This window comes from Vibrio sp. YQ_11, assembly GCF_043103065.1.
Classification (GTDB): domain Bacteria; phylum Pseudomonadota; class Gammaproteobacteria; order Enterobacterales; family Vibrionaceae; genus Vibrio; species Vibrio parahaemolyticus.
Map to the genome: position 1 here is coordinate 336,933 of NZ_JBICJM010000005.1, position 19,556 is coordinate 356,488.

At 46.9% G+C, this 19,556-nt stretch carries 19 protein-coding genes and 1 pseudogene; 12 read left to right on the forward strand and 8 right to left on the reverse strand.

Annotated features, from left to right (window positions below; genetic code table 11):
• The first annotated feature begins 7 nt into the window (after positions 1 to 7).
• The 7 genes from ACF8EG_RS02000 to ACF8EG_RS02030 all read left to right on the forward strand — a co-directional run bounded on the left by ACF8EG_RS02000 (position 8) and on the right by ACF8EG_RS02030 (position 6,639).
• Positions 8 to 706, forward strand: coding sequence for an ABC transporter ATP-binding protein (locus tag ACF8EG_RS02000; RefSeq protein WP_021450414.1), 699 nt, complete (start codon positions 8 to 10; stop codon positions 704 to 706).
• Entirely contained in the window at positions 694 to 1,962 is a 1,269-nt protein-coding gene (locus ACF8EG_RS02005) for an ABC transporter permease (protein WP_069505601.1), read from the forward strand. Before ACF8EG_RS02000 ends, ACF8EG_RS02005 begins: the two co-directional genes overlap by 13 nt.
• Positions 1,955 to 2,728, forward strand: coding sequence for an outer membrane lipoprotein-sorting protein (locus tag ACF8EG_RS02010; RefSeq protein ID WP_025571127.1), 774 nt, complete (start codon positions 1,955 to 1,957; stop codon positions 2,726 to 2,728). Before ACF8EG_RS02005 ends, ACF8EG_RS02010 begins: the two co-directional genes overlap by 8 nt.
• 32 nt (positions 2,729 to 2,760) lie before the next feature.
• Positions 2,761 to 4,101 carry a hypothetical protein gene (locus ACF8EG_RS02015; RefSeq protein ID WP_069505604.1) on the forward strand — a complete coding sequence of 447 codons (1,341 nt, stop codon included), beginning with the start codon at positions 2,761 to 2,763 and terminating at the stop codon, positions 4,099 to 4,101.
• Positions 4,102 to 5,133 (forward strand): sensor histidine kinase, encoded by a 1,032-nt coding sequence (locus ACF8EG_RS02020; protein ID WP_069505606.1) that lies wholly within the window; start codon positions 4,102 to 4,104, stop codon positions 5,131 to 5,133.
• Position 5,134: 1 nt separating this feature from the next.
• Positions 5,135 to 5,926 carry a LytTR family DNA-binding domain-containing protein gene (locus ACF8EG_RS02025; protein ID WP_069489663.1) on the forward strand — a complete coding sequence of 264 codons (792 nt, stop codon included), beginning with the start codon at positions 5,135 to 5,137 and terminating at the stop codon, positions 5,924 to 5,926.
• A gap of 77 nt (positions 5,927 to 6,003) precedes the next feature.
• A complete protein-coding gene (locus tag ACF8EG_RS02030; protein WP_069505608.1) occupies positions 6,004 to 6,639 on the forward strand; it encodes a DUF2268 domain-containing protein in 636 nt (211 codons plus the stop codon).
• A 102-nt stretch (positions 6,640 to 6,741) separates the two neighbouring features.
• On the opposite strand, the gene ACF8EG_RS02035 is transcribed toward ACF8EG_RS02030, so the two are convergent.
• The 4 genes and pseudogenes from ACF8EG_RS02035 to ACF8EG_RS02050 all read right to left on the reverse strand — a co-directional run.
• Positions 6,742 to 7,236: a peptidylprolyl isomerase gene (locus ACF8EG_RS02035; RefSeq protein WP_069505610.1), complete on the reverse strand. Its 495-nt coding sequence runs from the start codon at positions 7,234 to 7,236 to the stop codon at positions 6,742 to 6,744.
• A gap of 118 nt (positions 7,237 to 7,354) precedes the next feature.
• Positions 7,355 to 9,016 (reverse strand): methyl-accepting chemotaxis protein, encoded by a 1,662-nt coding sequence (locus ACF8EG_RS02040; RefSeq protein WP_015312741.1) that lies wholly within the window; start codon positions 9,014 to 9,016, stop codon positions 7,355 to 7,357.
• 179 nt (positions 9,017 to 9,195) lie between these two features.
• Positions 9,196 to 9,582 carry a thiol-disulfide oxidoreductase DCC family protein gene (locus ACF8EG_RS02045; protein ID WP_020838350.1) on the reverse strand — a complete coding sequence of 129 codons (387 nt, stop codon included), beginning with the start codon at positions 9,580 to 9,582 and terminating at the stop codon, positions 9,196 to 9,198.
• 82 nt (positions 9,583 to 9,664) lie between these two features.
• Positions 9,665 to 10,411: pseudogene (locus ACF8EG_RS02050) on the reverse strand (DUF4344 domain-containing metallopeptidase); the annotation flags it as partial.
• Between the two features lie 249 nt (positions 10,412 to 10,660).
• Here ACF8EG_RS02050 and ACF8EG_RS02055 point away from each other — a divergent pair.
• Together ACF8EG_RS02055 and gltS (ACF8EG_RS02060) are read left to right on the forward strand one after the other, a co-directional pair.
• On the forward strand, positions 10,661 to 11,299 hold the full coding sequence (locus ACF8EG_RS02055) for a CatB-related O-acetyltransferase (RefSeq protein WP_025516515.1): 639 nt from the start codon (positions 10,661 to 10,663) through the stop codon (positions 11,297 to 11,299).
• A 544-nt stretch (positions 11,300 to 11,843) separates the two neighbouring features.
• Complete coding sequence (gltS, locus tag ACF8EG_RS02060) at positions 11,844 to 13,079, forward strand: sodium/glutamate symporter (RefSeq protein WP_069505612.1); 1,236 nt, start codon at positions 11,844 to 11,846, stop codon at positions 13,077 to 13,079.
• A gap of 98 nt (positions 13,080 to 13,177) precedes the next feature.
• On the opposite strand, the gene ACF8EG_RS02065 is transcribed toward gltS (ACF8EG_RS02060), so the two are convergent.
• The 3 genes from ACF8EG_RS02065 to ACF8EG_RS02075 are packed head-to-tail and all read right to left on the reverse strand — an operon-like array spanning position 13,178 to position 15,233.
• Complete coding sequence (locus ACF8EG_RS02065; protein ID WP_005497655.1) at positions 13,178 to 14,008, reverse strand: hypothetical protein; 831 nt, start codon at positions 14,006 to 14,008, stop codon at positions 13,178 to 13,180.
• The gene (locus ACF8EG_RS02070) at positions 14,008 to 14,865 is read right to left on the reverse strand and encodes an ABC transporter ATP-binding protein (RefSeq protein WP_005497657.1); all 858 of its coding nucleotides are present in this window, start codon (positions 14,863 to 14,865) and stop codon (positions 14,008 to 14,010) included. The genes ACF8EG_RS02065 and ACF8EG_RS02070 overlap by 1 nt, the downstream gene beginning before the upstream one ends.
• Positions 14,862 to 15,233, reverse strand: a complete 372-nt coding sequence (locus tag ACF8EG_RS02075) for a GntR family transcriptional regulator (protein ID WP_053318168.1) — start codon at positions 15,231 to 15,233, stop codon at positions 14,862 to 14,864. Before ACF8EG_RS02075 ends, ACF8EG_RS02070 begins: the two co-directional genes overlap by 4 nt.
• Positions 15,234 to 15,667: 434 nt before the next feature.
• On the opposite strand from ACF8EG_RS02075, the gene gltS (ACF8EG_RS02080) reads away from it, so the two are divergent.
• Complete coding sequence (gltS, locus tag ACF8EG_RS02080) at positions 15,668 to 16,894, forward strand: sodium/glutamate symporter (RefSeq protein ID WP_053318169.1); 1,227 nt, start codon at positions 15,668 to 15,670, stop codon at positions 16,892 to 16,894.
• Between the two features lie 177 nt (positions 16,895 to 17,071).
• Positions 17,072 to 17,938: a hypothetical protein gene (locus ACF8EG_RS02085; RefSeq protein ID WP_045607265.1), complete on the forward strand. Its 867-nt coding sequence runs from the start codon at positions 17,072 to 17,074 to the stop codon at positions 17,936 to 17,938.
• Positions 17,939 to 18,065: 127 nt separating this feature from the next.
• On the opposite strand, the gene nagB is transcribed toward ACF8EG_RS02085, so the two are convergent.
• Positions 18,066 to 18,866 carry a glucosamine-6-phosphate deaminase gene (gene nagB / locus ACF8EG_RS02090; protein WP_005464933.1) on the reverse strand — a complete coding sequence of 267 codons (801 nt, stop codon included), beginning with the start codon at positions 18,864 to 18,866 and terminating at the stop codon, positions 18,066 to 18,068.
• Between the two features lie 385 nt (positions 18,867 to 19,251).
• Here nagB and ACF8EG_RS02095 point away from each other — a divergent pair, with 385 nt between their 5' ends.
• Entirely contained in the window at positions 19,252 to 19,503 is a 252-nt protein-coding gene (locus tag ACF8EG_RS02095; protein WP_005464900.1) for a DUF3081 domain-containing protein, read from the forward strand.
• Positions 19,504 to 19,556: the final 53 nt, after the last annotated feature.

Sequence of the window (19,556 nt, forward strand, 5' to 3'; positions counted from 1 at the left end):
AGGCGTCATGATCGTTTTCAGTCAACTTAGTCGCGATTACACTCTTGGCAGCCAGACCGTACGCGCGTTGCAAGAAGTCTCTGGTGAGGTGTTTGCCGGTGAAATGGTGGCGCTGTGTGGGCCTTCCGGCTCAGGAAAAAGTACCTTACTCAATGTGCTTGGCATGTTGGATTCTCAATATCAAGGTCAGGTAACGTTTGCTGGTCAACCTTACCCGAGTGGACAAATGCAGGCTGCGAAAATGCGCCGTGAAAAGCTGGGTTTTATATTTCAAAAATTCAACTTGGTGCCAGTGATGACGGCTTTGGAGAACGTCGCTTATCCGCTGCATCTCAACGGTTTTTCAAAAACTGAACAAACCGAACTTGCCTCACAAATGCTGGAACATGTGGGGCTGGGCGAATTTATCCATCACATGCCCGATAACTTGTCTGGTGGTCAGCAGCAACGGGTAGCGATTGCTCGCGCTTTGGTTCACAAACCTGCATTAGTGATTGCCGACGAGCCAACAGCAAGCCTCGATAGCCAAACCGCAAACAAAGTCATCGATATCATGAAAGGGCTTGGGCACGAGTTTGGTACCACCTTCATTGTCGCTACTCACGACCCTCGCATGGCATCACGCTGCGATCGCACCATCGAGCTGGTGGACGGCAAAATCATCCAAACGCACGCCAGTGTGGAGGAGGTTTCATGGGCAAGCTAATCCCCGTTTCGGTTCGCCTTGCTTGGCTGAACCTACAACGTAATCGCCGACGCAGTTTGTTGTCGATGCTGATCATCGCCATTGCAGTTTTTGCGCTGACCAGCGCAGGTGGTTTTGGCCTTTATACCTACGACAGCTTGAAAGAATCCACAGCGCGTGACACGGGGCATCTGACATTAACCACGCCGGGCTATTTCGCTAAAGAAGAAGAGATGCCATTGAGCAATGGTTTGAGCCATGCCGATGCGATCACCAAACAGTTGATTGGCTTGAGAGAGGTGCGAGGCGTACAGCCTCGAGTGGAATTCAGCGGTTTGATCTCTAACGGCAGCAAGTCCTCGATTTTTATTGGCATCGGCGTTAACGAACGCGAGTTCGATATGAAAGGGCCGTTTTTGGACGTGCGTGATGGGCAGACGCTTTCCAACATTCATGCCTCTCGCTACGACGCTTCTGAGCCAGAAGTGATGCTTGGGGTGGATCTTGCCAATAATCTGAGCGTCAACGTGGGTGATTGGATTACCTTACTTGCTACTACGACAGATGGCGCTTTGAACGCTTACGACTTTAAAGTTCGCGGTATCTACTCAACTGGCGTTCCTGAGCTGGATAAACGCCAACTTTACGTACACATCAACAGTGCTCAGTCTCTGCTGGGGGCGGACAAAGTCAGTGCGCTGTCAGTATTTCTGTTCGACACCAGCTTAACCAACAAGGTTGAACAGCAAGTCGCGACGATTCTAAACAAACAAAAACCGAGCTTTGGCGATCAAGAGGTTGAAATTACGCCTTGGCAAGTGCGTGCGTTCTTCTATCTAAAAGTGAAAGATTTGTACGACCGTATTTTCGGCATTATGGGCGCCGTAATGGCTCTGGTCGTGTTTGTCGCGTTGTTCAACACCATGACTATGTCTGTGACCGAGCGTACTCGTGAAATCGGCACCTTGTCCGCATTGGGCAGTTATCCCCGAGAAATCATCGCCGGATTTTTACGCGAAGCGGGTTTACTCGCGGTGATTGGCAGTTTAATCGGCGCCTTGTTTACCGCGCTGGTGACCATTTTTTTGATGGTGGTGGACGTACAAATGCCGCCACCGCCAGGACGCACAGAAGGCTATCCATTGACGATTTACTTTTCTTGGGAGCTGGTGGCTGCTGCGGGGTTATCAGTATTGCTGATTTGTTTGGTCGCGGCGTTTTTCTCGGCGCGTAAAGGCGTGAACAAGCCAATTACGGAGGCACTGATTTATGTTTAATTTCAAACCATTGCTAACCATCACACTATTGGTTGTCAGCAGCGTTGCGAGTGCTGCTGAACAAGCGCTGGATGCACAACAAGTCGCGCAATTGATTGAGAAAGCCGACAGCTACCGCTTGCAAGATGATTCTTCTAAAGTGGTGTCGCTGGTGCGTTTGTATCAAGACCAAGAGTTGGATAAAACGCGTCTCTACCATGTGTACACGCGGCCAAACCGTGAATCGCTGGTGGTGTTCAAATCGGCGGTCGAAGCGGGGCAGAAGATGCTGATGATGGGCGATAACTACTGGCTGCAAATGCCAAAGAGCCGCCGCCCAATTCGTATTACGCCAATGCAAAAGCTGCTTGGTGAAGCCTCAATTGGTGATATTTCAACGTTGACGTGGAGCCAGGATTACCAAGGCGAGTGGAAAGCGACGGAAACCCTCACGATAAATGGACAGAGCATCGCGGTTTATCGCCTTGCCCTAACGGCCAAGACCAAGGGGGCGAGTTATCAGAAGATCGATTTGTGGTTGTCTGAGCAAGATGCGTTCCCGATCAAAGCGGATCTTTATTTGCGTTCGGGCAAGCTTGCCAAGCAAGCGCAATACGGACGAGCGACCAACCGCGGCGAAGATTACGTCAGTGAGATGACCCTGCTCGACAGCATTCAACCGAGCAAAAAGACGGTGATTGAGTATCAAGAAATCGTCCCGTGGCAGTTGGATAACAAATTCTACAACCCGAGTTATTTGCCGAAAGCCAATACATCGGAGCTGTAATTTAAGGTTATTAACGCCATCAAGGATGTTTTATGAAAGTGCGATTCTTTAACGCCATCATTAATGTAAACAGCGTTGCGATTAGCTTCATTGCCGCTTCATTCTGGATGGTTGCACCTGTTGCGGCCAATGATGAGTGGAGTTTTGAATGGGATTGGGCGGTAAGTTACGAAACTGCCAAGCTGCGAGATAGCGCGTTTATGGAGGCGCAAGGAAGCGCGCGTGACTCGCTCAATGCTCTACTTGATGTGCAAGTGAATTATCAAAACATCAGTGGCTTATTCACCTTGTACAGCCAAGGTTTGTATCTCAATCAGCAAGATGAGCATGAATGGTGGGGTGAGGCGGATAATCAACTTCTTATCCGAGAACTGGCGTGGCAGGGCGAATGGCAAGTTGGTGATACCACTTTGGATGTCAGCGCAGGCAAGTTGCGCGTTGATTGGGGCGTAGGTTATGGCTATCGACCCTTAGATCTGTTCAAACCATATCGACAAAATCCGGTCGGCTTGGTGGCAGAGGAGGGAGCGGGTGTGTTTTCACTTTCGTATTACGACATGTCAGGTGTATGGACGGTGATTGCAACAGACTCAAGTTGGGGACAACAGGATCAAAGCGCGCTTGATCAAGCCGTAGAACAGCGTGGGTTTGGGATTCGCCGTTATGCGCTGGTGCGCGATACGGAGTACCAACTCATAGGCTATTACGATGATGTGCGTCGGGGCTTGTTGGGTGTGAGTGCCATTGCCGTGTTGGATGAATCTTTAGCCATGCACAGCTCGTTGCTGTGGCAAAAGCAGAGCGTTGGCTATCAGTTTAAAAATGAAGGGCAGCCGAGCGATCGTTATCAACCCGTGACGGTGGAAGAACAGGGCAACGCTTTCCAAGCGTTGGTGGGATTGAACTGGGCGAACCAAGCCGGACACAATGTGATCGCCGAATATTGGTATGACAGCCGAGCATGGTCGAAAAGCCAATGGGAGCAAGCAATCGCACGTGGAGAATGGCTCTCCCAATCGTCGGATACGACTCTACTTGCTACTAGCTACGTCCAAGGGTTTCAACACGCCAATATTGTTCAGCACAATCTCATGTTGCATTGGCGCTGGGATCTTGAAGCGTGGACTGCGTGGCGCGGAAGATCGGATTTGGAGTTGCTTAGCAATGTCACTCCAACGTTGGACGTCATGTACTCGCCGCAAGATGGCGGTGTGATTGTGACGCAATGGCTGAATTATCAATGGATTGACACTGGTGATCAAAGTGTAGAAGTGGAAGTTGCCGCACGCTTTTTAACCGGAGACGACCATTCTGCTTACGCACAAATCAACGATAAGCATATGATTGTATTTAACATCAAAGGGAAATTTTAAATGTGTTCAGCTAAGTCAATGGTAGCAAGTGGATGGCAGCGCAGTGTGGTTGTCACCACGTTGTTTTGTTTGTTTATCTCGGGAATGACGCTCTCAGTTTGGGGCGGTCCGTACTACGTGCATGTGCTGGTGAGCTTTGGTTTTGGCTACTCTGCGCTGTTCTTCTCGTGGTTGATCGACAAGTTGTTTCCGACCATCCCACGCATGCTAGAAATTGCGCTTTCACTGACCGCGTGTTTGTTGTTTGGTGTAATTAATGCGCAGTTTTGGCTCGGTGAATACTTCGGTATTTCGGGCATGTTGCCTGTCTTGCTGATGGGCCTGCTGTTTAGCGGTATGTGTTATTTTTATTTCCATTCACGCGAAAAAGAAGCCATTGCACAGCGTGAGCTAGAGAGCATCAAACGTGAAAATGCCGAACAAGAACGAGCCCTTTTACTCAGCCAGCTCAAGCAGATGCAAAGCCAAATTGAGCCGCATTTTCTGTTTAATACGCTTGCCAATATCAGCGCGTTGATGTCGCAAGACGTCGATAAAGCCAAACAAATGTTGGATCAACTCACGGCGTTATTGCGTGCAACGCTAAAAAACTCGCGTGAAGAGCACACCACGGTTGAGAATGAAATCGCCTTGATTGACGCTTATCTGGGTATTCAAAAAATTCGTTTAGGCGAGCGATTAAGCTACACAATCGAGGTGCAAGAAGGGTTAGGAAATACAGAGTTGCCTCCGATGATGCTACAACCTTTGGTAGAGAACGCCATTATTCACGGCATCGAGCCAAAACGTGAAGGTGGTGAAGTCCAATTGCTGATAAAGCAAGAGAAACAGCTGTTGCAAATTGAAGTGAAAGACACTGGCGTGGGGTTGAGTCACGTCAGCAATCACTCTGGTTCGGGGATTGGGCTGAGTAACCTTAAACAGCGCATGGATGCCTTATTTTCAGGCAAAGGTCAGGTGTCGATCAGTGAATCTTCCGAAGGTGGTGTGAGTGTGCGTTTGAGTTGGCCAATGACAAGTAAGGAACAGTGAAATGAATACAGGGTTTACTGCCATTATCGCCGATGATGAGCCGTTATTGCGGCATCATCTCGACAAAAGCCTCGCGGAAGTGTGGCCGGAGTTGGACATCGTTGCCAAGGTAGCTGATGGCGAACAAGCCTTGCTCGCCATTGAGCAAAGCCAACCTGATATTGCCTTTCTCGATATTCGTATGCCCGTGTTAGATGGCATGAGTTTGGCGCAAAAACTCAATCGTTTGGCCAACCCGCCTTTGATCGTGTTTGTTACTGCTTATGATGACTATGCCATTAAAGCGTTTGAGCAAAACGCGGCAGATTACCTGCTCAAACCCATTTCCGACGCTCGTTTGCAGACGACCTGTGAACGAGTCAAAGCACGACTCAGCCAACGAGGAAGCGACAACAGCCATGTTCAGATGAATAGTTTGTTGGAACAACTTCAACAGTTGTCTGCGCCTCAAACACCGCAATACTTACAGTGGATTAAAGCCACGCAAGGTGACGATATTCATCTCATCGCGACATCTGATGTGCTGTATTTCAAAGCGGAAGAAAAATACGTTTCGGTGTATGCGCAGCAAGGGCTGGGGGAAGTGCAAGAATATTTGATCCGCACATCGCTCAAAGAGTTGATTGGGCAGCTAAACCCAGAGCAGTTTTGGCAAGTGCATCGCTCAAGCGTGGTGCAAGTGTCTAAAATCAATAAAGTAAACAAAGACTTTGCAGGAAGAATGTTTGTTTATGTTGGTGAAACTAAGTTGCCAGTGAGCCGCGCTTCTCAAAGTTTGTTTAAAGGCATGTAACTTTTCCCTAATCCGTTACTGCTCACTCTTTACACTGTAAACTCGCCCCTCATCATCTAAATTATCAAGGAAGATAAATGAGTTATCGTGTGACTTTATTGAATGCGACGGGAGCGTTGTCTCTTGTTGCTGACTATTTGTATGAACAGCTGAATAGCCTGAGTCTGCAACTCGCCGATCATTTTGAACTGACCAATATTGATGTCACCATCAGTCCATTTGGTCATGGTGATGCGCCGCAAAGTGGCATTGGTGGTTACTGCTTAAGCCCTTACCGAGTCGAAGTCTTGCTAGACACCCAGCGTACGGATATTAAAACCGTCATTGAAAACGAACTAGCTGTAGTGCTCGCGCATGAATTGCATCATCTGTTTCGGATGCGATCGGGAGAAAATGGGCTCACTCTGGGAGAGGTGTTGATCATGGAAGGCTTGGCTTGCCATTTTGAACGTCAGGTCAACGGCGGCATCATTCCGAGTTTGTTTGAGTTGATAAAAGACCGCGACTGGCGGCCGTTTTACACAGAGATGAAAGATAAGTTAACGAGCTTGGATTACAACTTTGATGCTTACTTTTTGGGAAGCGATGAAAGCCGTTGGCCGAAGTACATGGGGTATTGGGTGGGGTATAACCTAGTCGCGGAATACCTAGCTAATTTTCATGGTTCTGAACTCGATTTGGTCGGTGCCAAAGCCGAGATTTTCTATCAATAATTCTATCTAATCCAAGAATTCCTACTAATCATCAACACAAAAAAAGCGCCTAATTCAGAAGAGGTTAGGCGCTTTTTCTTATCTTGGAGCGGATAGAGGCGACTATTCGCTGATCGTCACTCTTTCAATAATGATAGGTTCGCATGGCACATCATCGTGACCCTGCTTTGATGTCGTTTTCACTTTCGCGATGCGATTAACCACATCCATGCCCGCTGTCACTTTTCCAAATACCGCGTAGCCCCAACCCAAGTTGGTGGTGGCGGTGTGATCTAAGAAATCATTGTCTTCCAAGTTAATGAAGAACTGCGCAGTTGCTGAGTGCGGCGCGTCGGTACGTGCCATCGCAATTGTGCCGACGGTGTTTTTTAGGCCACGGTTCGCTTCGTTTGCGATTGATGCGCGGGTTGGTTTTTCTGTCATGTCCTCAGTGTGACCGCCACCTTGAATCATAAAACCGTCGATAACGCGGTGGAAAATCGTGCCGTTGTAGAAGCCCTCTTCACAGTATTTTTTGAAGTTTTTTGAGCTCACTGGCGCTCGTTCCAAGTTCAGTTCAATTTCGATGTCACCGAAATTGGTGGTCATAATAATCATGTCGATTTGCCCTTGTGGGTGCTAAGTTGGCGGCATTATAGCGAAGTCGTTTCTAGGCCGTAACAAAAACAGCGACGCTATGACGTCGCTGTTTTTATTTGTCGGTTAGCCTGTTGGATTAAACCGTGAAACGACCAACCAAGTCGTAGAGCTCGTTGGCTTTGTGATTGAGGTTTTGGCTTCCCGAGCGGTTTTGGTTGGCAAGGCTTGCCGATTGACTACTTTGTTGCGAAATGACCTCAACACGTTGAGAGATTTCTTGTCCCACTTGGCTCTGTTCTTCGGTTGCAGTGGCGATCAGCGTGTTCATGTCCATAATGTTGGCAATCGCTGCTTGAATGTCTTGCAACGCAACCGAGGCGGCGCGCGCCTCTTCTACCGTTGCTTCACCGCGCGCTTGGCTTGATTCCATCGCACGTACAGCGGCATCTGAGCCAGATTTTAGTTGCTCAATCATTTTATGGATATCGCCTGTACTGTCTTGAGTGCGGCTTGCCAGCTTGCGGACTTCATCTGCTACTACCGCGAATCCACGTCCTTGATCGCCAGCTCGCGCAGCTTCAATCGCGGCGTTTAGCGCAAGCAAATTAGTTTGCTCGGCAATATCTTGAATCACTTCTAAAGACGATGAGATGTTTTGAACGTCGCTTTCTAAACGGGCAATCACAGTGCTCGCCTCTGAAACTTCGCTTGCCAGCTCTTCGACAGAATTCGCAGCGGAATCGACGATGTGTTTCGCTTGTTGAGCGTTTTCATCGGCGTGTCGCGCTGATTCTGCTGCTTGGTTGGCGTTGTTCGAAATCTCATGCGCGGTGGCTGTCATTTCCGTCATCGCTGCGGCAACTTGCTCGGTTTCTTCACGTTGACCGCCAGCGAGTTCGTCGACTTGAGAGGCGCGTTGCGACATGTTGTTGGTTTCTGCGACGACTTCTTCACCGACTTGAGTCACGCTCTTGATGATGCCCTGTAGGCTTTCAACAAAGATATTGAAGTTGTGCGCTAACTGTTTGAACTCAGGTACGTTGGACTCGTGCATGCGCGCCGTAAGGTCGGCATCGCCTTGCGCGAAGGATTGGATCGAGGCATCAAACTGTTCGATTGGTCGCATGATGCTACGATTCACAAACACGGCGAAGATAGCAACCACGGCAGCGATAGAAACACAGAACAGCGCAATGGCCACTAGAGTCGTGTTGAGCGCGTCATGGGCTGAAGCTTCCATTTCTGCAATGACGGCATCAATGTCATCGGTGTAAAAGCCGGTACCGATCATTAAATCCCACTCAGGAATGAACATTGAGTAGCTCAATTTCGGTAGCGCCTCTGTTTGTCCTAGTTTCGGGAAGTAATAGGTAGTGAATTCACCCGTTTTGGCGTTTTTCAGCAAATCTTGAATCAGGTAATTACCTTTCTTGTCTTGCAGGTTATAGAAGTTTTCACCGATGCCTTTGTCGTTCTTGCCGACCACAACACGGACGCCTTTGGAGTTGTAACCGAAGATGTAGCCCGTCTCACCAAATTCCAGCTCTCGTAAAACGGGAAGAGCTTCTTCTAATGTCGCATTTTTCTTGAGTAGCGGTTCAATCGCCGAGCGAGCCATCTGAACATAGTTTTTCAGCTCGGCTTTTTTCATCGCCATCATGGTGGTGTGGGTCTGATCAATTTGCTGTTGGTTATAAGCGTTAGTTTGCAGGTAGGTGAACCACATCATACCTAGTGCAATGGTGAGCACTGGAATGATGGAAAGAATATACAGTCGCTTTCTTATGGTTAGATTCATAGAGACTTCCTTACTTCTCGGCGCAGCGTTACGAAAAGGCAAAATTCAATCGATTTGCCGGATAAATATATAGCTATTTATTTTTGTAGTGATTGCAGATTAACCGACTTAGTAGGAGAGAAGTACTGGAAATGCACGATTTATCGCGAGCGTATTAACATTTTCAAGCGTGATCACAATTACCGAGAGCAGCGGCTAGAATTACAACGAGAAGTGCCCGTTAACCAATATGAGATGCGATACCTATTTTGGGCGAAGCGCAGATAAAGCCAGTCCGCAACAGGTCTGATGAGTCGCCAGCGCAGTGGTGCATACAACCAACCTCGTCCAACAAGCTGCCAAGCTCGGTAGGTCACATCCAGCCCGAGGAGTAAATTTCCGTGGTTGTCCAAGGCATGCAGAATGGTGTTGGCACGATCAGGGGCGATTTGCGGGTAGGCCGAAAAAGCGTCGCTGTAAATATCAACGGTGTTTATCTCTTGCTCATGATCGTGTTGGCGTAATGCCTTCATCTCTTTGGCGCACAGTGGGCAAGTGCCGTCGTAGAAAATAGTCAGTTTAGTCATATCAATTCGTCATTGCATTGGGGCTGCTTGATGGTTTCTCGCTGCTTTTACGTGGCGATGCTTCTTTGGGTTCATTGTGCTACAGGTAGTGCTGCCAGTTAGTGCGAATGTTTTCGTAATTGTATTGGCAGAAGTCTTTGCGATCTCGAAGGTAGTCTTTTTCAACTTCGTCGAGTAACGATTTGTACTGTTCAGGATCGCTGCCATACACCAAGCACAAAGTGGAGAAGTAACGCTGCAGGTCAAAACTATGTTCGTCAATGTACTCGCCGAAATCGTAATAGTCGGGTCTGTCATCGGACTCAAACGCAAACATGTCGGCAGCACTGATGGCCATATCGGCGCCATCGTCTAAATAGTCGATCAGTAAAATAGTGGCGAAATTGTCAACGGCATCTTCTTCTTTCCCCAACACAGGGATGCTTTGATCCTCGATGTACGCATGCCCTGCTTCATGCAGCAAAGTGTGTAATAAGGTATCTAATGCACCAGTCTTTGGCGATTTTCCGTAGCGATCTTCATATTGGTTGTTGGAGAAGTAATTGAGTGACTCCAAGTAAAACGTATACGGAATATGGATGGTGTGCGTGTCGGGATCGTACATAGGGCCATCTTCGCCGCCATAAATCAGAGTGAGCGGTTTACGAAAAGGGAAGTAGGCTTGAGAAAGTCGAACAAAAATCGGGTTCACATCGCTGCTTTGAATGGATTGCTCGGCAAGTTTGTCATGAGTTGTTTCTGCGGGCATGTACTCGATACGAATATTGTCCGCTGCGTTGGCAGAAGCGGCGCAGAGTAATAGTGCAGGGAGATGCGATTGAATTTTCATGTTGAGCTCTTGTTATTTGAATGGCTTGCATAAAAATTATACATGTTTTTGGCGAATGAATAATCGGGATTGGCGTCTGTCACTCTGCGACAATTCGTTTTATAGTTCGCCTAAAGGAGATCACTATGCCTAATCCACTGTTGTTACAACCCCGAATCCAATAGGCGTTGTTGACTGAGAACGCAGCAACAGCGCCACGAGAAATCGTTCCGTGGCAAAATTTTACTCTCTATTGAAGAGGCAAATGCCATGACTAAACATTGGTCTAAAGTTCAGTATCTGCACCAAGTGGTGCAAAACGCCAACATCCATATTAAAGGTACTCACAGTTATTACAGCGATTGCTGGGATAATGGTTTTGAGGAATCCGTCGTTCGTTATCTGCTGGGGGATGAAATCAGCAAGCAGTGGCAACCCCGTTGGGAAGTCGACCAACTCTATATTGGTGACTACGTTTGTATCGCCGCCGAAGCGGTGATTTTAATGGGTGGCAACCACAATCATCGAACCGATTGGTTCTGCTTGTATCCGTTTCTTGATGATGTCGAACGCTCCTATCAAAGCAGGGGCGACACGATTATCGGAGATGCTGTTTGGATTGGAATGCGCGCGATGATCATGCCAGGCGTTACGATTGGCGAGGGCGCGGTGATTGCCGCAAACAGTGTCGTAACGAAAAACGTGCCGCCGTACACCGTGGTAGCGGGCGCTCCTGCTAAGCCGATCAAAACTCGTTTTGACTCAGAGACGATTGATAAGTTATTGGCTCTTAAGATGTATTCTTGGGATGAGGCTAAGTTTAACGCGCTTCGCTCTTTTATCTGTGGAAATGATATTGAGCAGTTAATCATTGCGGAAAGCAACTATAAAGATGGCGAATGTCACTGAAATGAGGAAAATTATCAGCGATATGTTATAATCTCGCTCCGTTGTGACGAAAACTATTGTTGCAGCTTGTGCGTTTCCTTGGCATCGATTCGTTTAAATCACCATGAGTCAGAGTTGAAAAACTACGATAGGAACAAGCAAACTCAATTGTTTGAACGCGATCTCGGCGTTTTGACGGTTACAGCGGGAAGGAACTTTGTTCGATAGTAATCGACGCATTCTGTTTAAGTAAGGGAGCCCATTGCGCGGTTCAGAAAGTGTCACTAGAACTTACTCACAACATTATACCCGGCGCATTGACCACGCGTTTTTGGTTGAGGCAAAGGGCATTTGAAGGAGCTGTAAAGGCTCCTTTCACATTTAAGGGCGGCAAACAGCAAACCATTGGCACAATGCTTAACAAGCGCCCTTAAACTAGCCTAAGGCGCATGACACCATCTAATGAGTATTTTCGGAAATAAAGCGAGAAAATTTGCTATTGAATGAAGGTTAAACTAACACTCAATCATTACGGAGGATGAAGAGAACAATAATAAGAGGCGATATGAATCATTTAATATCTGTAGGTGCACTGGAATCCTTCTTGGTTGCGATCAGTGTGCTTTTCTTGGGGCATTTTATTAATGCTAAGTTACCGATTTTAAAGAAGTTCAATATACCTGAGCCGATTGTAGGTGGCCTTATCGTAGCCTGCATCATTACTGCTCTTCATTTTAACGGTGTCGACTTGGAGTTTGATCTACCGTTACAAAACACCTTTATGCTGATGTTCTTTGCCACGGTTGGTTTAGCGGCAAACTACACTCAGTTGATGAAAGGAGGCGCGAAGGTTTTTATCTTCTTAGCGGTCGCGTCTTTCTATATCATCATTCAAAACGGTGTCGGCGTGTCACTTGCGGTGGCATTGGGTTTAGACCCATTAATGGGGTTAATCGCGGGTTCGATTACTCTGTCTGGTGGTCACGGCACGGGGGCGGCGTGGTCACAAACTTTCCAAGACGTGTACGGATTAAATAACGTTCTGGAAATCGCGATGGCATCGGCCACTTTTGGTTTGATCATCGGCGGTATCATTGGTAGCCCAGTGGCTCAACGCCTAGTGGAAAAACATGGTATCGAATCTGAGTACGGTCGTGGTGGTAGAGATGCCAAAACCCACGAGAAGTTCCCAGAGCTGGTGACGTACAACGAGTACGAAGAAGACAAAGTAACGGCGAAAAAGGTCGTGGAAAAACTCTTCTTCTTACTGATTTGTGTGACGGGTGCGAAGTACGTTGAACAGTGGGTGAGTACCTACGAAATTTCTTGGTTGATGATTCCTGATTTCGTTTACGCGCTGTTCATTGGTGTGATTATTACGAACTTCTTAGAGGTGACTAAGATTCGTAAACTGGACGCTGAAACCGTCGATATGCTCGGTACGGTGTCGCTGTCTCTGTTCTTGGCAATGGCTCTCATGAGCTTGAAGCTGTGGAACATCTTTGATTTGGCGATCCCATTCTTAGTGATTCTGGCGATTCAGTCGGTGATTTTGGCCATCTTCACCTACTACGTGACCTTTAAGGTAATGGGCAGCAACTACGATGCGGCGGTAATCTCGGGTGGTCACTGTGGTTTTGGTTTGGGTGCGACGCCAACAGCGGTGATGAACATGGGTTCTATTGTTAACCGTTTTGGTCCTTCGCCTCAGGCATTTATGGTGGTACCAATTGTTGGCGCGTTCTTTATCGACATCGTCAACTTAATCATCTTGCAAGGTTACATTTCTTTCCTTGGCTAGACGATTGGATAGATGAGCCCCTAAGGGTTAAAATAAAAACGGTCACAACGCAGGTTGTGACCGTTTTTTTATGTCTCGGTTTTTGTTCGAGCCGTTGTTTATTGAATGGTACGGCTGAACTTCAAACTTGCCGTCCACGCCAGTATCCCAATAAAGGCGTAGATGCCGACGTTGGCCCAACCCGCTTCAGGAATCGCACTGAATGGGTTAGAGGCGATGATCGCATGCAGAGGCAAATAGAGCACAGCTGAGAAGAACTGATCCAACCCGTAGTAACCAAACATCGCAATTGGCATCCAACGTAGCGCATAAATCGCGATGAAGAGAATCACCAACGGCGAGTTTACCTTTTGAGAAATTGCCATCGCGCAAAGTGCTAGTGGCAGCATCAACACGCCTGCGAGCGCCATTCTTGCTAAGAACTCCACCCAGTGCAGCAGCACGTAGCCAAGCGAAGTTTGACGATAGAGCAAAGCCAGTTGTTGGTCGGTCGAAATATTGAGTAACCACAGCATAAAATCAGCCGCCAAAACGAGGCCAGAACACACCAGCGGGATCACCAACAAACCAAACGTCAGCTTCACGAGGTGCGTTTTTAGATCGCTGACTGGCATACTGCGCCAAAACATAATGCTGCCTTCGGCACGCTCTTTACGCAGCGTTCTAGGGAAGTACTGGATGGCAAGTAACATAGACAGCAAACCAGCGCCACCAGTGATCAGCATGTTGACGTCATCCCCAAGTTCTTTGTGAATATCACTCACATCGCCACCGAGGCTCATTTCGAAAAACATGTTGTGTTGCAACGTGGTGTTACTCATCAAACTAATAAAAAGCAACGCTCCACACGCCAACATAAACAAAGGTAAGCGCAATACTAGTGGGTTTTCTAACCACTCTTTACGCAACATTGCGACGACAGAGCGCATCATGCTGCCTCCTTTTGTAACGCTAAAAACAGATCCGCCAGTTTTACACCATGCACATCGCCAAGCCCTGCCGCTTGATCAGCGTATTGTGAAGACAATAGCCATTTCGTTGTGCCCAATCCTTTTTGAGAAGAGAGTGGGTGCATCGCTTCAATTTGCGCACGGTGTTCGTCATTGGCATCGAGAATAAAGTAGTCTTCACTGATGCTGTCCATTGAGGTTTGCAGCACCGGGCGACCGTGTTTAAGAATCAACACATCGGTTAACAGATGCTCGATCTCGGAAACTTCATGGCTGGTGATGATCAGAACGCGTTCACCATCGTGAAACCATTCCAGTAAATGACGGTAGAAGGTGTCGCGGTAAACCAAATCCAAACCAAGAGTTGGTTCATCCAAAATCAGGATTTGTGTATTGGTTGCGATAACAATGGCAAGGTGCAATTGCACTTTCATCCCTTTCGAAAGGGCTCTGATTTTCGCACGTGGTTTAATGTCGGTTTGACGAAGCAGCGCATCCGCTTTGCTGCGATTGAAACCCGGGTGAACCCCTTCGGTATAACTCAGAAGCTGAGAGACCGTCATCCAATCTGGCAAAACATTCACATCTGAGATGTACGACAAATTCTGCATGATCTTGTCACGCTGCATCATGGGCTCGAAGCCATTGATGCGAATAGTCCCTTCGTAGTCGTGGGCGCCGAGTAGGGCGTTAATAAGCGTCGACTTACCCGCGCCATTGTGCCCGAGCAAACCAAGCACTTGACCAGCATGTAAGTCAAAACTCACATCATGAAGCGCCTCTCCTTGTTGACGGTACTGCTTGGAGACGTTTTTTACACTGACTAATGCGCTCATTGGTCACCTTTCATATGGGGGTTGAGTTGCTGGACAAGTTCATTAACTGACATGTCCAGACGTTGTAATGTATCGGCTATTTGAGGAATTTGCTGTTCAAGAAAGCGAGCCTTTTCCGCAGAGCGCAATTGTTGAATTGCCCCTTGTGCGACAAACATGCCTTGGCCACGTTTTTTCTCCACTAGTCCTTCATCAACAAGTAACTGATAGCCTTTCATGACGGTAAGGTGGTTAATTTTCATATCGGCAGAGATGTTGCGGACCGAGGGTAAAGCCTCGCCTTCTTTCCAGACGCCCTGCAATATTTGTTGGGTGATCTGATCAGCCAACTGGCGAAAAATCGGTTGGCGATCATGCCAATGCGTCATAATAAACATCCTATGGCTGAATTGGTGTTATATATATGTATAACACTGAGTTTGAGAAATAGAAAGAATTAATCTTTTTGCCATCACACAACCGCGTGTTTATGGAGTCCGTTTTCGACACGTTGTACCGAATATTTGCACGCAATCGGATGCGTTTTTTCTATTTTAAATTGATATAAAAACAACCACTTCTCATAAGCTGAGAATCCGCAATTAGAGGTACTTCAGAGCGTGAGAAACTTACGACAAAACTCGCGTTTATCACTGAATGAGAATCTATTGAATATTAAAATCAAAACATTCTTATTTGGTGAGAATTAGAGTGGAATTCACCCTAGAAAAATAAGGACTCAATAGGCAACCTGATTGGATTCGTTACCTATCTCTCGTTGAAGCATTACTCAGCGGATGAGAAAAAGGAAAAAAGAGGTTTTATGAATCATGTTATTTCAATCGGCCCACAGGAGTCGTTTCTCGTCGCTATTTGTGTGTTGTTCCTAGGGCAATTTATCAACACCAAACTTCCAATTTTAAAAAAATTTAATATCCCAGAACCGATTGTTGGTGGGTTAGTTATCGCCTGTGTGATTACCGCCATGCACTTTAATGGCGTTGATTTATCCTTCGATTTACCACTGCAAAACACCTTTATGTTGATGTTTTTTGCCACTGTTGGATTAGCGGCAAACTACACCCAGCTGATCAAAGGTGGTGCGAAGGTGTTTATTTTTCTCGCGGTGGCATCAGCGTACATTCTTATTCAAAACGCCGTTGGTGTGTCTTTGGCGACCGCATTGGGCTTAGATCCGCTAATGGGGTTAATTGCGGGTTCTATTACGCTTTCTGGTGGTCACGGAACAGGCGCAGCTTGGTCGCAGACTTTCCAAGATATGTACGGGCTACATAACGTACTTGAGGTTGCGATGGCATCTGCGACGTTTGGCTTGGTGATTGGCGGCATCATCGGCAGTCCAGTGGCACAGCGTTTGATAGACAAAAACAACCTAGAATCGGAATACGGCCGTACAAATCAAAGTCACCAACGTTTTCCTGAACTCGTGACTTATAACGAGCACGAAGAAGACCGAGTTACTGCAAAGAAAGTGGTTGAAAGCTTGTCGATTATTTTGTTGTGTGTGACAGGGGCGGGTTATCTAGAAAACTGGGTGAGCAGCTTTGGCATCAAATGGTTGATGATTCCAGACTTTGTCTACGCGTTGTTTATTGGTGTGGTGATCACCAACATCATGGAAGTGACGAAAGTTCGCAAAGTCGACTTAGAAACCGTGGATATTCTCGGTACGGTTTCATTGTCTCTGTTCCTAGCAATGGCGCTAATGAGCCTAAAACTGTGGAACATTTTTGACCTAGCCATTCCGTTCTTGATCATCCTTGCCGTGCAGTCGGCAATTCTCGCGGTGTTCGCTTACTACGTGACATTCCGCGTCATGGGCAGCAGCTACGACGCGGCGGTAATTTCTAGTGGACACTGCGGTTTTGGTTTGGGGGCGACCCCAACGGCCGTGATGAACATGGGGTCTATCGTGAACCGTTTCGGCCCGTCACCACAGGCATTTATGGTGGTGCCGATTGTCGGTGCATTCTTCATCGACATCGTTAACTTAGTGATTTTGCAAGGCTGCATCGCCTTTATCAAATAATCGGCGAAAGGCGTAACCACGCCAATTTTAAGATCATTTAAAGCCAAAGCCAGTCGGAAAAGACTGGCTTTTTTGTTTCTTGGTATGAATCTTTCTCATTCTTGCTTCAAGCAATGAAATCAATGCGTTAATATCATTCACCGGATGTTATTTTCCCAGCAGCAGGAGGCTCCACACATGTCAGAAAAAATATCGACATCAGCATTAGCGAAAATGCGCAATATTGACGCCAAGCTGCTGTTTTCAGATCTCAAACGCGCCGGTTACATCACTCGCCAAGAGGACAAATGGATCCTGACGGAAGAGGGCGCTAAGTTCGGCGGTGAATATGTTGACCACCCCAAGTTTGGGCAGTTTATTGTCTGGCCTACGAACTTGCATATTGAGCTGAATCCTACCTCTGGGAAAATACTGAGTGCCACACAACTTGGCGATAAACTTCGCCTTAATGCCAAGCGAATCAACCAATTGTTGAGTGAGCTAGGCTGGATAAGTAAATCGGAAGACGGATGGCAAGTCACCGAAGCGGGCATTCGAGCGGGTGGCCAACAGCGTGCAGATAAAGAATCACAAAACACCTTTGTGGTTTGGCACGATGTCGTTTTGCGCAACAAGCGCTTGAAGCAATCTGTAGTGGAGTTTTTGGGGCAAGATGCAGAGTCGCACTCGACGGATAAATCCTACTCAAGTTTTCGCCAAAAATTCGAAGCCAAACACCGCACCTTAGATGGTCACTATGTTCGCTCAAAAGGGGAGTTGTTGATTGATAACTGGTTGTATTTGGCTGGCATCGTCCACGCTTATGAGCGGCAACTTCCTATAGAGCAAGAAGTGGTGAGCGATTTTTATCTTCCTGCTGGCAAGCTGTACCTTCAGTTTTGGGGAAGTGATAGCGGAGAGACGCCAGAAAAAGAGCGAGAAGCCATTCGCGCGGTGTATCAGCAACACAACTTCAATTTGATCGAAGTAGAGCCAAGTGAACTAGACAAGCTGGATGAAGTATTGCCAAAACGTCTGCGCCAATTTGGCATCCAAGCGTACTGAGGTTCTTCTCAAATGAACGAAGATGCTTGCGATGTGATGGTATTTGTCATGCCCAGAAACGAAAAAACCCGTGATGATTCACGGGTTTTGTGTTTTTAGCGGTTATCTTGGCTCATTGCCCGAAGGATTAGAAGCCTTTGATGTTTTCCGCTTCTAGCTCAGAGAAGTACTTAACTGTCTTCACTTTAAGCTCTTGTTGTGAAGGCTCGTCACATACGATCACTGCTTTAGGGTGCAGCTGAAGAGCAGAAACTGTCCATAGGTGGTTTACACAACCTTCAACAGCCGCTTCTAGTGCAAGTGCTTTGTTGTGACCAGTCACTAGGATCATCACTTCTTCTGCGTCTAGTAGTGTGCCTACACCGATAGTCAGTGCGTATTTAGGAACTTGGTTGATGTCGCCATCAAAGAAGCGAGAGTTCGCGATACGAGTATCTTCAGTTAGTGTCTTGATGCGAGTGCGAGAAGACAGAGAAGACGCTGGCTCGTTGAATGCGATGTGACCGTCGTTACCTACACCACCCATGAATAGGTTGATTTTGCCGTAAGACTTGATTTTGTCTTCGTAGCGTTTGCATTCTGCTTCGTGGTTGTCAGTGTTGCCGTTCAACAGGTTGATATTTTCTTCTTGAATATCAATGTGGTTGAAGAAGTTGTTGTACATGAATGAACGGTATGACTCTGGGTGATCCGCAGGGATACCGATGTATTCATCCATGTTGAAAGTGACAACGTGTTTGAAACTTACTTCACCAGCTTGGTAAAGCTCGATCAGTGCTTTGTAAGTTGCTAGAGGAGTGCCACCAGTTGGTAGACCCAGAACGAATGGACGCTCAGCAGTAGGTTTGAAATCGTTGATACGCTTAGCGATGTGCGCAGCTGCCCACTTACCTACTTGTGCTGCTCGAGTTAACGGGATAAGTCTCATTTTGTGCCCCTAGTTATTGGAATTTAAGATGTACTGAAACATTAATTCGCATTATAAAATAAGTAATGGCGAACTGCTATTGTTTTAGGTCAAAAATTTGCTTTTTCTTTAACCAATGTTGCCTTTTGCAACCAGTTTTACGTTTGCTTTACGCTAAATTGTTAACTTGTGAGCGTTTTTTGGTCACTTGAGTTCATTGATAGATGCGTAAAATTTATGGCTTGAATTAAGTTGTAAAGTAAACATCAAGCGTCGATGTTCTGGGTTTATTGGATGGTAAGTGGCGGAAAAAATTCAAATATTTTGATCTCACTCAACCTCGTACATGGCAGGTAAATCATTCCTTAACCATAATTACAGCGTGTGAACAGGTAGGGATATCACTATGAAAAACGAATTGGATCCAAGCAAAGTGCTACAAGCGTACGAAAACGTCATGAACAACGGTTCGCCAACGGAGTTCGGTAAGATCTATGAAGGTGTGGAGGCGTTCTCGGATTACGATGGTTACAACGTCTTTTTAAGAGGCAACGGCGTGGAGCTGAAAGTGGGTTTCCACAACACGTATCACCTAGAGTACGAGCAGGAGCACTTAAAAGAAACGTTTTTGAAAAAGATTGCGATGCTGGCGAAATAGGTCGACATTTCCCATGCACCAAAATCGCAGATATTAAAAAAGCCCTCGGGAGA

Bases quoted from the DNA above. Each gene is read 5' to 3' on its own strand.
- ACF8EG_RS02015 (WP_069505604.1), top strand. From the start codon at position 2,761: ATGAAAGTGCGATTCTTTAACGCCATCATTAATGTAAACAGCGTTGCG.
- ACF8EG_RS02020 (WP_069505606.1), top strand. From the start codon at position 4,102: ATGTGTTCAGCTAAGTCAATGGTAGCAAGTGGATGGCAGCGCAGTGTG.
- ACF8EG_RS02095 (WP_005464900.1), top strand. From the start codon at position 19,252: ATGAAAAACGAATTGGATCCAAGCAAAGTGCTACAAGCGTACGAAAAC.
- ACF8EG_RS02040 (WP_015312741.1), bottom strand. From the start codon at position 9,016: ATGAATCTAACCATAAGAAAGCGACTGTATATTCTTTCCATCATTCCA.
- ACF8EG_RS02065 (WP_005497655.1), bottom strand. From the start codon at position 14,008: ATGCGCTCTGTCGTCGCAATGTTGCGTAAAGAGTGGTTAGAAAACCCA.
- ACF8EG_RS02005 (WP_069505601.1), top strand. From the start codon at position 694: ATGGGCAAGCTAATCCCCGTTTCGGTTCGCCTTGCTTGGCTGAACCTA.
- ACF8EG_RS02085 (WP_045607265.1), top strand. From the start codon at position 17,072: ATGTCAGAAAAAATATCGACATCAGCATTAGCGAAAATGCGCAATATT.
- ACF8EG_RS02055 (WP_025516515.1), top strand. From the start codon at position 10,661: ATGACTAAACATTGGTCTAAAGTTCAGTATCTGCACCAAGTGGTGCAA.
- ACF8EG_RS02025 (WP_069489663.1), top strand. From the start codon at position 5,135: ATGAATACAGGGTTTACTGCCATTATCGCCGATGATGAGCCGTTATTG.
- ACF8EG_RS02030 (WP_069505608.1), top strand. From the start codon at position 6,004: ATGAGTTATCGTGTGACTTTATTGAATGCGACGGGAGCGTTGTCTCTT.
- gltS (WP_069505612.1), top strand. From the start codon at position 11,844: ATGAATCATTTAATATCTGTAGGTGCACTGGAATCCTTCTTGGTTGCG.
- ACF8EG_RS02010 (WP_025571127.1), top strand. From the start codon at position 1,955: ATGTTTAATTTCAAACCATTGCTAACCATCACACTATTGGTTGTCAGC.
- nagB (WP_005464933.1), bottom strand. From the start codon at position 18,866: ATGAGACTTATCCCGTTAACTCGAGCAGCACAAGTAGGTAAGTGGGCA.
- ACF8EG_RS02075 (WP_053318168.1), bottom strand. From the start codon at position 15,233: ATGACGCATTGGCATGATCGCCAACCGATTTTTCGCCAGTTGGCTGAT.
- ACF8EG_RS02070 (WP_005497657.1), bottom strand. From the start codon at position 14,865: ATGAGCGCATTAGTCAGTGTAAAAAACGTCTCCAAGCAGTACCGTCAA.
- ACF8EG_RS02045 (WP_020838350.1), bottom strand. From the start codon at position 9,582: ATGACTAAACTGACTATTTTCTACGACGGCACTTGCCCACTGTGCGCC.
- ACF8EG_RS02035 (WP_069505610.1), bottom strand. From the start codon at position 7,236: ATGATTATTATGACCACCAATTTCGGTGACATCGAAATTGAACTGAAC.
- gltS (WP_053318169.1), top strand. From the start codon at position 15,668: ATGAATCATGTTATTTCAATCGGCCCACAGGAGTCGTTTCTCGTCGCT.
- ACF8EG_RS02000 (WP_021450414.1), top strand. From the start codon at position 8: ATGATCGTTTTCAGTCAACTTAGTCGCGATTACACTCTTGGCAGCCAG.